This window comes from Idiomarina sp. 017G, assembly GCF_004362265.1.
In the GTDB taxonomy this organism is placed as follows: Bacteria; Pseudomonadota; Gammaproteobacteria; order Enterobacterales; family Alteromonadaceae; genus Idiomarina; species Idiomarina loihiensis.
In genome coordinates, this window is sequence record NZ_SNWT01000010.1 from 48286 (window position 1) to 61357 (window position 13072).

Annotated in this window: 12 protein-coding genes; 7 read left to right on the top strand and 5 right to left on the bottom strand. The window is 46.5% G+C overall.

Annotation, left to right across the window (positions count from 1 at the left end; genetic code table 11):
* Window positions 1-2: 2 nt before the first annotated feature.
* Window positions 3-296 carry a type II toxin-antitoxin system RelE/ParE family toxin gene (locus tag DEU30_RS11905; protein WP_114982298.1) on the bottom strand — a complete coding sequence of 98 codons (294 nt, stop codon included), beginning with the start codon at window positions 294-296 and terminating at the stop codon, window positions 3-5.
* A 202-nt stretch (window positions 297-498) separates the two neighbouring features.
* On the opposite strand from DEU30_RS11905, the gene DEU30_RS11910 reads away from it, so the two are divergent.
* Both DEU30_RS11910 and DEU30_RS11915 read left to right on the top strand, forming a co-directional pair.
* Window positions 499-1779, top strand: a complete 1281-nt coding sequence (locus DEU30_RS11910) for an anti-phage deoxyguanosine triphosphatase (RefSeq protein WP_114982299.1) — start codon at window positions 499-501, stop codon at window positions 1777-1779.
* 2 nt (window positions 1780-1781) lie between these two features.
* On the top strand, window positions 1782-2489 hold the full coding sequence (locus tag DEU30_RS11915; RefSeq protein ID WP_114982300.1) for a ZIP family metal transporter: 708 nt from the start codon (window positions 1782-1784) through the stop codon (window positions 2487-2489).
* On the opposite strand, the gene DEU30_RS11920 is transcribed toward DEU30_RS11915, so the two are convergent.
* On the bottom strand, window positions 2486-2977 hold the full coding sequence (locus tag DEU30_RS11920; protein WP_114982301.1) for a hypothetical protein: 492 nt from the start codon (window positions 2975-2977) through the stop codon (window positions 2486-2488). The genes DEU30_RS11915 and DEU30_RS11920 overlap by 4 nt on opposite strands.
* 100 nt (window positions 2978-3077) lie before the next feature.
* On the opposite strand from DEU30_RS11920, the gene DEU30_RS11925 reads away from it, so the two are divergent.
* From DEU30_RS11925 to DEU30_RS11935, 3 genes are all read left to right on the top strand, one after another.
* Window positions 3078-3350, top strand: coding sequence for a type II toxin-antitoxin system prevent-host-death family antitoxin (locus tag DEU30_RS11925; protein WP_114982302.1), 273 nt, complete (start codon window positions 3078-3080; stop codon window positions 3348-3350).
* Complete coding sequence (locus tag DEU30_RS11930) at window positions 3337-3678, top strand: type II toxin-antitoxin system RelE/ParE family toxin (RefSeq protein ID WP_114982303.1); 342 nt, start codon at window positions 3337-3339, stop codon at window positions 3676-3678. The genes DEU30_RS11925 and DEU30_RS11930 overlap by 14 nt, the downstream gene beginning before the upstream one ends.
* A 112-nt stretch (window positions 3679-3790) precedes the next feature.
* On the top strand, window positions 3791-4447 hold the full coding sequence (locus tag DEU30_RS11935) for an epoxyqueuosine reductase QueH (protein ID WP_110013507.1): 657 nt from the start codon (window positions 3791-3793) through the stop codon (window positions 4445-4447).
* A 77-nt stretch (window positions 4448-4524) separates the two neighbouring features.
* Here the strand turns inward: DEU30_RS11935 and DEU30_RS11940 are convergent, their stop codons facing one another.
* The 3 genes from DEU30_RS11940 to DEU30_RS11950 form a co-directional block, all read right to left on the bottom strand.
* Complete coding sequence (locus DEU30_RS11940) at window positions 4525-6663, bottom strand: TonB-dependent siderophore receptor (protein ID WP_114982304.1); 2139 nt, start codon at window positions 6661-6663, stop codon at window positions 4525-4527.
* A gap of 72 nt (window positions 6664-6735) precedes the next feature.
* Window positions 6736-7206 (bottom strand): hypothetical protein, encoded by a 471-nt coding sequence (locus DEU30_RS11945; protein ID WP_114982305.1) that lies wholly within the window; start codon window positions 7204-7206, stop codon window positions 6736-6738.
* Window positions 7206-8351 (bottom strand): PepSY-associated TM helix domain-containing protein, encoded by a 1146-nt coding sequence (locus DEU30_RS11950; RefSeq protein ID WP_114982306.1) that lies wholly within the window; start codon window positions 8349-8351, stop codon window positions 7206-7208. The genes DEU30_RS11945 and DEU30_RS11950 overlap by 1 nt, the downstream gene beginning before the upstream one ends.
* Window positions 8352-8461: 110 nt before the next feature.
* Here DEU30_RS11950 and DEU30_RS11955 point away from each other — a divergent pair, with 110 nt between their 5' ends.
* A complete protein-coding gene (locus DEU30_RS11955; protein WP_114982307.1) occupies window positions 8462-10609 on the top strand; it encodes a TonB-dependent siderophore receptor in 2148 nt (715 codons plus the stop codon).
* 180 nt (window positions 10610-10789) lie between these two features.
* Window positions 10790-12955, top strand: a complete 2166-nt coding sequence (locus tag DEU30_RS11960) for a S46 family peptidase (RefSeq protein WP_114982308.1) — start codon at window positions 10790-10792, stop codon at window positions 12953-12955.
* Window positions 12956-13072: the final 117 nt, after the last annotated feature.

A 13072-nucleotide genomic window follows, 5' to 3' on the forward strand; every position in this document is an offset into this window, starting at 1 on the left:
TTTTAACTTTGGTAAACGTGTGGATCCAGGTATGTATCTTGGGCGATACCGTCTTCCCAGTGGAAAATAAGTCGATACTGTTTGTTAACCCGGATAGAACAACACCCCGAAAGTTTTCCTTTTAAATATTCGAAGCGATTACCTGGGGGAACCCTTAAATCTGACTCCTGCGTTGCAGCATCCAAAATTTCGAGCTTCCTGAAGAGCGCTCCTTTGATGATCTTTGGTATTTTCTTGTGGCTGATATCATCTTCGTAGAATCGTTCTAGCCAATCGTCCCTGAATTTAACGGCCATGGTTTACTGATCACTTTGTATTTATTCTATGCACAACAGTGTTGTGCGTCAAGTTGGTGTATTTATACTAAATTTGAGTTCTTAAACTATCAATTGGTAAGGCATTGATATAAATGTCTTACATTGGCGGTATTAAAACTGGGCAAACCCGCAAAAATTTGTTTTGCTGTGGTTATAGGAAACCAAAAACGAATGGACTGATATGCACCAACGCCGCTCAGGAAAAACTACGACCTTTAATGCCGCTACGCCGGACAGCGATGCTCAGCGTGACCGGGCGCGTATTATTCATTCGTCGGCGTTTCGCCGTTTGCAGGCAAAAACTCAGGTGCTGGGTGTGGGCGAGAGTGACTTTTACCGTACGCGCTTAACGCACTCTATGGAAGTGGCGCAGATTGGCTCGGGCATTTGTGAGAAGTTAAAGCAAAAGTATGCCAACAACGACGCTATTTCGATGCATATCCCGTCCTATTTCCAAATTGAAGCCATTTGTCTGGCGCATGATATTGGTCACCCGCCGTTCGGGCACGGTGGTGAAGTGGCGCTGAACTATCACATGCACAGCAGCGGTGGTTTTGAGGGTAACGGGCAGACGCTGCGTATTATTTCAAAGCTGGGTGAGTATTCCGACCACGACGGTTTGGATTTAACCCGGCGTACTTTACTTGGCGTGCTTAAGTATCCGGTGTTGCATAGCGAAGTTAGTGCTTGCTCACTATCTGCCGAAGACCACTTAAGTGCTTTTAAACCGCCTAAATCCATTCATGACGACGAACAGGATGTGCTGGACTGGATACTGGAACCGCTGATTCCCAACGACAAAGCGACCTTTCGCTCCACTAAAATGAAAGAGGGTAAAACCAAAGCACAGTACAAAGCTTTTGATACCTCCATTATGGAGCTGGCCGACGACATATCGTACGGCGTGCACGATTTGGAAGACTCGCTGGCACTGAACCTGGTAACTGAAAAGCAGTGGCGCGAAGACGTACTCGCTGTTTTGGACGACAACAGCGTTATTATGCTGGAAGAGCGGTTTTATACCGAGGCGCTTTTTTCAGGCCAAAGCCGTGCGCGTAAGCACGCAATTAGTAAGCTTGTCGGGCATTTTGTCGATGCCATCGAAGTTGCAGAACAGAACCTGTTTGAATCTCCCTGGCTGGATCTGCAGGCGAGCCTTCCGGAGCATATTGAACATACTCTGCAAGTGTTGAAGGACTTTGTGTTTAAGCATGTTATTCGGAGCTCTTCGGTGCAGGTTTTGGAGTACAAAGGCCAGATGATGATCTTGAAGCTGTTTCAGGTACTGAGCGAAAACCCTGAGCAACTGCTGCCTGGCTCTACTTTGCAAAAGTATAAAAACGCAGAAAACCCCAAGCGCGTTATTTGCGACTATATTTCGGGCATGACGGACAACTACGCGACCAAGCTTTACAGTAAACTGTTCAGCCCGGACATCGGCTCTGTTTTTGACAAGGTTTAATCATGAACGTTTATATCATGCTGCTCATAGCCTGGGGAGCTGGCTTAATGGCGGTTTTCGGTGGCTTTTTAGCGCACGTTGAAGGCAAAGCCAATACGACAGTTAAGAAAGAATTCGTACACGGTGTTACGGCATTTGGTGGTGGCATTTTAATGGCCGCCGTGGCTTTTGCATTAGTGCCAGAGGGAATGAAAGAGTTAAATGCCTGGCAACTGACAGGGTTATTTGCCGCTGGCGGTGTTACTTTTTGCCTCGTTGATGCTTGGTTGCAAAAGCATGAGGGCAATGTTTCACAATTTATGGCGATGGTGCTCGACTTTGTGCCTGAAGCGGTTTCTCTGGGAGCTGTGTTTGCCGTTAACCCAAAAATGGGCATTTTGCTGGCCATTTTCATTGCCGCGCAAAATTTCCCGGAAGGGTTTAATGCCTATCGTGAACTGAAATCGGCAAAATTAACCACTAAAACCGCTTTAATCGGGCTTTTAGGTGTTTCCTTTTTCGGCCCCCTGGCGGCAATTATGGGTTACTGGTGGTTGAGTGATGCACCACAAATTACAGCGATGATCATGAGTTTTGCCGCGGGCGGCATTCTCTACCTGGTGTTTCAGGACATTGCCCCACAGGCGAAAATGCGCCGCCACTGGATGCCCGCACTCGGGGCTGTATTTGGTTTCATTATTGGTATGCTTAGTAAGCAGCTTATGGGTTAGTCGGTCTGCTTATAGGTAATAACATAAAAAACCAGTAGGCCATCAGTTAAAGACTTCGTTCCATAACGCTGACCGTAAAATTGCAGGTTATTGTAGTCTATCGAGAAAGAGCGAAACTCTTGCTGGCTCATGAATGCGCCTGTCGTAATGCACATGGTCAGCCGACATTCGGACTCCGCGTGTAACAGCCCATCTTGATCGGACAGCAGGTTGGATAGCTCTTTCTCGCGGCTTATTCCCCACGAACTGATGCCATTCTGCGGTACAAATCTCTCAACGCCATAAAGGTAGTTGCCGTCGTCAGAAAAATACTTGTTCTGTCCCTCAAAAAAGCTGGGATTCTCTGCAATAAGTTGCTCGCGTTTGAGCTCTTCTTCATTTGAAGTATCGGTAGTTTTTGGCGTATTTACTTCCGATGCTTGGTGGCCTGCCCAAAAAGAGAAAGCAGCAACCAAAACAAATGCGCATACTAATAAAATCCTTTTCATATTTACCTCTAAAGTGTTTGTAGACTAAATTTGGTCTTTATTTGGACTTCTGTTGGTTTTCATCTATAATTTTAAAAGTAACCTAGTCTAGGGGCAGACAATGTATCAAACTAAACAGTCACGCATCACAACGGTTTCAGCATTTAAGAAAGAACTGTCTTCAATGAATGTTGAGGAGCCTGTTGTTGTTACCCAAAATGGGGAGCCACTCTATGTGGTTCAGGATCCAGCCCAGTATGAAATGCAGCAAGAACAAATGGCTTTTATGAAGCTAATGTCATTCGCGGAAAAAGATTTAAAAGCTGGACGCACCTTATCTTCAAATCAGCTTCGTTCTAATCTTGAGGAAGTGCTGACGAATGACGGCAATTAGTATTGAATATACCGAAACATTTGAACGTCAAGTTAGTGCATGTAGCCAATATCTGGCGAGGTATATTGGTCAATCGCAGGCAAGGGGTCTGATATTTAATTTTATAGATATGCTTGAGCAGAGGGTAATACGCTATCCCGAAAGCAGCCCGCTTTGTGAAGAAGCGGCCGACTTAGGCTTTACGAATTATCGTGACTTTATTCTCCCTGATCAGCAGTTTAGAGCCATTTATCGACTTGAAGAAGAGAAAGCATATATGATGCTTTTTCTAAAATCTCGCCAGAGTATTAGAGAGGCGCTCCTACAATATTGTTTGCGGGTTGAGTAATGAAATGGCTCGATCGGTTTCATTCAACTATAAGCTCTTCTAACCAAGAAGGTGATCACCCCCGCCTGTTTGAGTTATAATTCGCACAAATTTCAGCCGCGAAGAGAGAATTATGGCTAGAAACAAGAAAGAATCCATTGTTTTGGAGACTCCGACGGGGTCTGATCATGTGTTGCTGCACTCTTGCTGCGCGCCATGTTCAGGCGAGGTTATGGAGCGCATGGCGGAAGCTGGCATTAAATTTACCATTTTCTTCTATAACCCGAATATTCATCCGGAAAAAGAGTATCTGCTGCGTAAAGAAGAGAACATCCGCTTTGCCGAGAAGCTGGGTGTGGACTTTATTGACTGCGATTACGACTCTAAAAACTGGTTCGAACGGGTTAAAGGCCTGGAGTGGGAGCCGGAGCGCGGTGAACGTTGCACCGAATGTTTTGATATGCGCTTTGAGCGTACAGCGTTGTATGCCCACGAAAACGGTTTTGACACCATTACCAGTTGCTTAGGTATTTCACGCTGGAAAAACATGGACCAGATTAACGACTGTGGTAAGCGTGCGGTAGCACCATACCCTGGCCTGCACTACTGGACTTTTAACTGGCGTAAGCAAGGCGGCGCGGCGCGTATGGTGGAAATTGCCAAGCGTGAGCGTTTTTACCAACAGGAATACTGCGGCTGCGTTTACTCATTACGAGACATGAACCGCTGGCGCCTGAAAAATGGTCGTGATCGCATAGAGATAGGCGTTCAGTACTACACCAACGAATAAATCACACCTAAAAAAAGCCCCGGACGCTGGGAAGAAAGACGCCCGGGGCTGCACGTGAAAGCTAAACTTAATAAGCCTTAGAAGTTATAACGAAAGTTCGCCATAATAGTGCGTTGCTGGCCATAGAAACAGTCACCGCGAGCCAGGCACGAAGTAAGAACGGTTTTGTCGGTCAGGTTGTCCACGTCCAGGCTCAAACTGTAGTTATCCCAGTCGTAACCGATCATTGCATCGAATACGGTATAGCTTGGAGTTTCTAGTGGGTCATTGACTACCACACCGTTTTGCTCAACGTAAGCACTGCCATCGGAAGTATTACCCACGTAGCGAACGCCAGCACCAATTTTAAAGCCGTTCCAATTATCCGGACGATAAGTTGCCCAGACAGAAGCTTGCTGATCTGGAGTAGCTGAGAGCGTTGCCCCTTCTTCTCCGACGGTATTACTTTCGCTGACTATAGCATCGGTGTACGCGTAACTGGCGTAAACGTCCAGAGAATCCCAGGCTAGCTGAGCTTCTAATTCAACACCTTCTATCTCGACTTCGCCCACTTGAACCTGACGGTCAGGGAATGGAGCATCGCCATCATTAGAGGTGGTAGTTCTGTTTTCTTCTGTAATTTTATAAACGGAAGCGGTCAGTAAGTGTTCTGTACCTTCCGGCTGGTATTTAACACCAGCTTCCCACTGTTTACCTTCTAATGGGACGTATGGATTGTCATAAGCATCTCGGCCAATGAGTGGAGAGAACGATTCACTGTAACTAATGTATGGTGAGACACCGCCATCCATTAAGTACATAAAACCCAGTCGACCAGTAGTGGCATATTGATCTGTTGCCACGCCACCCTCAGGGTTATTGGTCGCTCTATCACGACGCAAGGCGGCCGAAACTAACCATTTCTCTGCGATGCGCATGTTGTCTTGTACATAAAATCCTAATTGATGAGTTGTTAAAGAAGCGGCATCGGTTATGTCTTCTTCTGTAGGTAAGTCTGTTGCCTGACCATACACCGGATTGTACAAGTCGAGTTCGTTAAGCACTGCCGCGCTAGCAGAGTCGGAATCTGTATATGCGTCTTGAAAATCTATGCCGAATACAAGGTCATGTTCGACAGGACCGGTTATTACCGAGCCATGCAGTTGTAAGTCACTTGTCCAGCTTCTTGAGTCAGAGCGATATAAAGTAGCTACACGACTTACTGTGCGATTGTCTTCCGCAAATACCGGCGGCCAACCGTACATTGTGTTGTAGTCTGCATGACTGTCGCTGTACCGGCTTGCTAAACGCAGACTCCAGTTCAGATTAATGTCGTGTTCAACAATGGCTGTTAGCGCGTCTTGCTCCGTATCGTATTTGTCGAAACCCGGCTCTGACACAAAAGTAGAGCTGTCAATTTGGCCAAACTCGTTCGGCAACAAGGTTCCCTGCCAGGGGAAAAATTGTGTGCTCGAGCCTGACTCATTGCGCTGAATGTTGCCAATTAAGGTAATTTTTGTATCTTCAGAGGCATGCCAGCTCAATGACGGATTTAGCACTAGGCTGTTATCCGGAACGTAATCGGTTTGCGTATCGCTGTCGCGGTATAAGCCTACAAAACGGCCGGTTAACGAAGCATCATCGTTCAATGCACCAGTAATATCGCCGGCAACTTGCTTACGGGAGTAGTTACCCAATTGAGCCCAGAACTGACCTTCAGTTTCTGCCTTCGGACGTTTACTCACTAAGTTAATAATGCCGCCGGTAGAGCCTTGGCCATATAGAACCGAGCTAGGACCTTTTAAAACTTCAATTTGGCCAAGAGAATAAGGGTTAACGCGAACGTTGTTGTAGTTACCGAACAGAGATTTAAGGCCATCAAGGTACTGAACTGGAGCAACGCCACGAATCTGAGCCCAGTCGCCACGAGTGTCAACGCCGTATGGGCCGTTGTACAAGCCTGCAACGTAGCCGATAGCATCTTGCACGGTAACAGCACCTAAGTCCTGAATACGAGCTTCGGTAAGCACAGAAACCGATAAAGGCGTTTCAATAATCGGTGTGTCAGATTTGGAGCCAGTAGCACTAACGTAAGAGATAAGTCCGCGAGAGCTGACATTGATGGTTTCCATCATCTCTTCTTGAGTTTTCTCTTGTTTTTCTTCTTGTGCGTAACTGCTGGTGGAAGCTAAAGCGGCCAGAATGCTAGCCGCCAGAACAGTCTTTTGAATTTTCATTATTCCCCTCAAATATTAGATGCGATCTAAATTGGCGGAGATTCTAAATGAAAATGATTCGCGTTTAAAGTGTTATTTCACCCAAGTTTCGGGAAGTTCCCAATGAGCTTGATGAACGTCACCATTCCAGGTTTGCAAAGTGACCCAAACGCGCTGTTGTGAATTGAGTTTTTGTGGCGCTATAGCATGTACGTGCTGCAATAACTCGCTGCCATGCAAAATGCCGACATCATCTTGTTGCAGTTCTTCAATAGCAATTGGCTCCTCGCCAATGTTCACGTAACCCTGACGAATATCACTGACTTTTCCTTCGTTAACGTACGCTGAAAAGTCTTTTACCCAGTCTTCATGATGTGCGTAAGGCGCGTCATTATTGGCTGGTTGCAAGGCCACTTTAAATGGGCCTGCGGCTTTTTCATCCCAGACAGGAGGGAATTCAGGTGGCTGCAACTGCTCATATAAAAAGTAAAAGGGCAGAATAAGAATTAAGCCACTGAGCTTAAATTTATTCCGGTTCCAGAAGGTATTTTTACGGCGTGCCATTAGTTAGCTCCTTCATTCTGTAACGACTCTTGCAGCGGTGTGCGTTTGGCTTTTGCCGCTTTCACTGTGCGAGAACCCCAAATCAAAAATCCGGTAATGGACATGGCCGACAAAATAAGTCCAAAAATAAACCAGATGGCTTTAGTCCAGATACCGCCAATAGTGCCGTAGTGCAGCGGATCAACAATATGCTGAATGGTCTGCAGGGTATTCATATTGTCGGGCGAAACGGCCCGGGCTATCTCACCATTCCACGGGTTAATATCCAGCCGGTAAGAGTATTGGTCGTAGAAAATGAAGTCGCCGCCGCCCATAATTTTGAACATGTCACGGTTATGCTCAGGCATCATAATGAAGCTGGGGCGGATATCAGGGAAGCGCTGCTCCGCTATAAGCAAAGCGTCTTCAAAAGACACCGGAGCCTGTGCTTTTTCTCCCATAGGAATGTCAGATACTTCAACCAGCGGAGCGTGTTCTTCAATATCAATGTCTGCGTGCCAGAGCACTTGCTGAGTAAAGTACCAGAGGCCAGTTAAACTCATAACAATGAGGAACCAGATGGACCAGGCGCCGCCGTGCTTGTGTAAGTCGGTTAAAAGGGTTTTTTTGCCTTGCTTGGCACGAATTTTAGGTTGCGAGTAAGCGCGCCAGAACCTTTTATAAATGACCAGGCCGGTAACCAGAGCGCCAATCATGACAAAGGACATGGCCGAAACCAGGTAATAACCAACGCTGTAGCCGTCTTGCCAGGGGAATAGCAACCAGCTATGCAGTGAGCGCATAAAGTTAATAAAAGTGATGCCCTGATTAACTTCCTGAATTTCTCCGGTGTACTGGTTTACATAGGCAATGCCCATCGGGATGTTTTCATCAGAGAAGAGTACGGAGTTAATAATATAAGGCTCAAAAGTCATTACCGTCGTAACGTTGGCCGTTGGAAACTGGTCTTTAACGGTAGCAACTAGCTCGGAAATTGGCTGAGCTGGCAAATTGTCAGGATTAACCGCGCGCGCATTTTCGTTGAACAGCCAGGTTAGCTCGTGACTGAATACGGCGATGGTACCGGTAATGCAGATAAAGCAAAACAGGATCCATATTGGCAGCGAGCACCACCCATGTAATTTGAACCATTGCCTTTGTGTCATTCGAACTCCCCCGAGAAATTTTCCGAAATGATATTGTAAATACGAACAATTATCAAATACAATGTGTCGATAACAATTCTCATTTACAAAGTTTGGTCGGGAGACAATTCATGAAGGCATTTGCCAGAAATTTAATAGCAACAGCGGTAGCATCCGTACTGCTGAGCTCCGCTGCTGTAGCGGCACAAAGCGAAGATTCTGCTGAAAAAAAAGAACAACAAGCAGAAGCTCAGGAAAAGATTTTTGAACACATTAAAGTTACCGGCAGTTCTTTAGATCAGGCAACCACCGCAACCGGCCTGCCGTTAACATTGCGTCAGACGCCACAGTCGATTTCAATTATTGACCGCACCTTTATAGACAGTTTTTCGCTCGATACGGTTGCCGATGTTATGCAGTTTGCACCGGGTATTCAGGCGCAACAGGCCGAAACTGACCGGTTTTTCTTCCGTGCCCGTGGCCGCGACGTGACTAACTTCCAGTTTGACGGTGTGCCTATTGCGTACAACAGTTTCTTTAGTGAAGCTTTAGCAGACTCCGTTATTTTTGAACGCGTTGAAATTGTGCGTGGCGCGACAGGCTTGTTAACCGGTGCCGGTGAACCTTCTGCTGCCATTAACCTTATTCGTAAGCGCCCTAAAGCGGAAGATGGTGGTAATGCGAGCCTGGGGATTGGCTCATGGAGTAACTACAGAGTAGAAGCTGACCACTCTCAAACTTTGTCGGAGGACGGAAACGTAAAAGGACGTGTTGCGCTTGCCTATGAAGAAGGTGACAGTTACGTCAATTTGTCCGAAAAAGAAAACGCGCAAATCTATGCCGTTGTAACTGCTGATTTAACGACTCAAACACGTTTAACCATGGGGGCTGATTACAGCGAGCGTAATCCCAAAGGAAGTATGTGGGGCGCACTGCCTCTGTTTTATGACGACGGTACACAGGCTGATGATTTGCCAGTTAGTACAACGACAGCATCGACCTGGAATCGATGGGATAGAGAAAGTACTAGTGTATTCGTTCAGTTAGAGCATGCTTTTGATAACGGCTGGGATATCCAACTGGATGTTGAGCGTCGTGAAGATGATATGGACGGGTATCTGCTGTATTTCTCCGGTTTTCCAAACAAAGATACCGGACAAGGCTTAGGAACATCGCCAAATCATTATGTTGCTGAACGTGAGCAAACTTCCTATCGCTTTTTGGCGTCAGGTCCTTTCGAGCTATTTGGTCGTGAACACCAATTAACAGCCGGTGCTTTGAGTTCTGAACAAAATGTTGATTCCGTTTCTTATAGCAGTGCTGATGCCATAGACGTTCCTAGTTTGTTTGACTGGGGGAATGGGGTCGATCCCATTAACTTTAGCGACACTCCCGCTTATGGAACTTATGAATCATATAAACAAAAAGGGGTATATGCTGCAGCTCAATTGAGTTTAACGGATGACTTAACTGCTATTCTAGGCAATAGAATTACAACCTATGACACTTTTGTACAATCACCCTGGTCGCCAAGCGATTATAAAAACTCGGGTGTTAACACGCCTTATTTCGGGCTTGTTTACGATGTCACAGACGTTATTTCAACCTATGCCAGCTACACGGAAATTTTTAAACCTCAAAGCGCACGAAATGCAGACAATGAGCTCATTGGTCCGGTGGAAGGGTCAAACGCAGAATTGGGCGTTAAAGGCGACTTCTTTAATGAAGCTTTAACAGCCAGTGTTGCCGTCTTTAAAGTGAAAGAAGATAACCTTGCAATTAGTGACCCCAATAATGCGGACTTCCTGCCAGGTACGACTATTCGCCCTTCTATTGGAGTCGATGGTGCCGAGAGTGAAGGTTATGAGTTTGAGTTAAATGGTAAGCCAACCGATTCACTGAATATTTTCTTCAGTTATACGCACAACGAGTCGGAAGATCGTGATGGTTCAGACTATGCGCCTTATTTACCCGAAGACATGGTGAAAGCCAGCGTACTTTATACTGCCACAGATGCACTCAAAGTCGGTGTGAACGCCAACTGGCAGAGCAAAATATCGTCTAACCCAAATATAGGCCCAAATGGCGAAACCTTTATTCAGGACAGCTATACCGTCGTGAATGCCATGGCTAACTATAAGTTAAGCCAAAACTGGGATCTGAGCTTTAACGTCAACAACCTGTTTGATAAAAAGTACTATTCCAGCATCGACTTTTATAACCAAGGATTCTTCGGCGCTCCGCGCAATGTGGAACTGAGTGTTAAATACGCTTGGTAAAAACAGCAAGCTTTACTTGTAAGAGGCTGTGCTTTTGCACGGCTTTTTTTGTGCGTAAATTTTGACACTGTTATTTTGTAACATTACTTGTCTGTTTATTGACAAGTTTCGGCAAGACTATGACTATAGCTTTTATCAGAGGTTATTGTTCCCTCCCTAACAATTAACAGAAGAGACACTATGAAAAAGTTATTGATTGCTTTGTCTGTAGTTAGCTGTTTTGCGGCAGCCGATGAAGGTATGTGGATGCCCAAACAGTTACCGGAAATTTCCGATAAGCTGAAGGCGGCAGGTCTGACTATTGACCCTAATGATATTTCTAAATTAACCGAGTTCCCCGCTGCTGCCATTGTCAGCCTGGGCGGATGTTCGGCCTCGTTTGTGTCACCAGACGGATTAGTGGCAACGAACCATCATTGTGCTTACAACAGCATTGCTCATAACTCGACACCAGAGAACGATTTGCTCGCTAATGGCTTTTTAGCCAAGGGTTTAGATGCAGAAGTGCCTGCGGCACCGGGCAGCCGCATTTTTGTGACCAAAGCGGTCGATGACGTCACTAATAAGGTGATTGATGCCAAGGTAACCGAGTTAACGGGCAAAGCGCGTCTGGACGCAATAGAAGATAATCAGAAAGCTTTGGTAGCAGAGTGTGAAGAGGACGAAGGGCATCGTTGTACGGTAGCTGCATACTACGGCAGCCTCGAGTATTACCTTATTAAGCAACTGGAAATTAAGGACGTTCGCTTAGTCCATGCACCGGCAAGCGGTGTTGGCAAATTTGGCGGCGACACCGATAACTGGATGTGGCCACGTCATACTGGCGACTACAGCTTTTTACGCGCTTATGTCAGCCCGGAAGGTGAGTCAGCGGATTACAGCGAAGACAACGTACCTTATAAGCCGGATTACCACTTAACGATAGCCAGTGAAGGCCTGGAAGAAGGTGACTTTGTTATGGCGCTGGGTTATCCGGGCCGCACTAACCGTCATCGTCTGCCGTCTGAAGTAAAAGAAACCTTTGAATGGAGCTATCCTAAAACAGTTGAGCAGTTTCAGGATTCACTGGACATTATTGCCCGGGAAACAGCCGACGATAAAGATGCGGAGCTCAAGTATGCCAGCCGTGTTGCCGGTCTGAACAATTACCTGAAAAACCGTCAGGGTATGCTGGACAGCTTTGCGAACAGCGACTTGCTGGAACGTAAGCAACAGGAACATAAAGAGCTGACTGAGTGGGTAAACAGCGACCGCACGAAAAAGGCTTTGTATGCCGATGGGCTTAATACCATTGATACGTTGCTACAGCAGCGCCATAAGAAAAGTCGTGCTGATTACCAACTGAATAATGCAACGCCGCGTTTGCTTTCTGTTGCCCGCGCTGTGCACCGTTTGGCTCAGGAAGGCACCAAGCCCGACGCCGAACGCAAAGCCGGTTACCAGGAACGCGATATTCCGCGCTTTGAGTCATATTTAGCAGGTATGGATCGCAATTTTGACGCTAAGGTTGAGAAGGCATTAGATCTGCACAATCTGAGTAGCTACATGGCGCAGCCTAAGTCAGAGCGCGATGCCGCGTTTGATAAAGCTATGGGTCTGCGTGATGGCATGAGCAAGGACGAGTTAAGCGCGTTAATTGATGGTTGGTATGAAAGCACTAGCTTACTTGACCGGGATAACCGTATGGCGTTGCTGGAATTTGGCCCGGAACAGTTTGAGCAAAGCGAAGACCCGTTCGTTAAAGCTGCTGTCGCACTTTATCCTTCCGATTTAGAAGATGAGAAAAAGAGCGAAGAACTTTCCGGTAAAATTCAGCAAGCCTACGCTGACTACATGCGTGCAAAAATTGCCTTTATGCAAAGTAAAGGAGAGGCCGTGTACCCTGATGCGAACAGCACGTTGAGAATTACTTACGGCAACGTTGCAGGCCGCGACCATGGTACCGAAGACGGTAATGCCTGGGCACCTTTTACCACCTTGCGTGGTGTAACAGAAAAAGCCACTGGTGAAGGGGAATTTAATGCGCCGGAAGAACAACTGAAGGCGATTGAAGCAGGTGACTTCGGTCCTTATGAAAAGGCGGATTTAAATTCTGTGCCGGTGAACTACCTGGCGACTTTGGACATTACTGGTGGTAATTCAGGTTCTGCGGTTCTGAACCATAAAGGCGAGTTCGTCGGTTTAGCTTTCGACGGCACGCTGGATTCCATTATTTCCGATTGGGATTTCAACCTGGAGAACACCCGTTCTATTCAGGTGGATACTCGCTACATGCTGTGGCAGATGGAATACGTTGACCATGCGGATAATCTGCTGAAAGAGCTGGGTGTCAGTGCAAGCCGGTAGTTATTATTTAACGTATTAGCTATAGCAAAACCACCATCGTTAATTTTTAGCGGTGGTGGTTTTTTTGTTGTGCTGGCAGAAGGCGAGCAGGAAGAATAAGATGGTCGCAAAATAGCG

Coding starts and splice junctions, on each gene's coding strand:
- DEU30_RS11925 (WP_114982302.1), top strand. CDS start 3,078: ATGTATCAAACTAAACAGTCACGCATCACAACGGTTTCAGCATTTAAG.
- DEU30_RS11960 (WP_114982308.1), top strand. CDS start 10,790: ATGAAAAAGTTATTGATTGCTTTGTCTGTAGTTAGCTGTTTTGCGGCA.
- DEU30_RS11910 (WP_114982299.1), top strand. CDS start 499: ATGCACCAACGCCGCTCAGGAAAAACTACGACCTTTAATGCCGCTACG.
- DEU30_RS11935 (WP_110013507.1), top strand. CDS start 3,791: ATGGCTAGAAACAAGAAAGAATCCATTGTTTTGGAGACTCCGACGGGG.
- DEU30_RS11915 (WP_114982300.1), top strand. CDS start 1,782: ATGAACGTTTATATCATGCTGCTCATAGCCTGGGGAGCTGGCTTAATG.
- DEU30_RS11950 (WP_114982306.1), bottom strand. CDS start 8,351: ATGACACAAAGGCAATGGTTCAAATTACATGGGTGGTGCTCGCTGCCA.
- DEU30_RS11920 (WP_114982301.1), bottom strand. CDS start 2,977: ATGAAAAGGATTTTATTAGTATGCGCATTTGTTTTGGTTGCTGCTTTC.
- DEU30_RS11940 (WP_114982304.1), bottom strand. CDS start 6,663: ATGAAAATTCAAAAGACTGTTCTGGCGGCTAGCATTCTGGCCGCTTTA.
- DEU30_RS11945 (WP_114982305.1), bottom strand. CDS start 7,206: ATGGCACGCCGTAAAAATACCTTCTGGAACCGGAATAAATTTAAGCTC.
- DEU30_RS11930 (WP_114982303.1), top strand. CDS start 3,337: ATGACGGCAATTAGTATTGAATATACCGAAACATTTGAACGTCAAGTT.
- DEU30_RS11905 (WP_114982298.1), bottom strand. CDS start 296: ATGGCCGTTAAATTCAGGGACGATTGGCTAGAACGATTCTACGAAGAT.
- DEU30_RS11955 (WP_114982307.1), top strand. CDS start 8,462: ATGAAGGCATTTGCCAGAAATTTAATAGCAACAGCGGTAGCATCCGTA.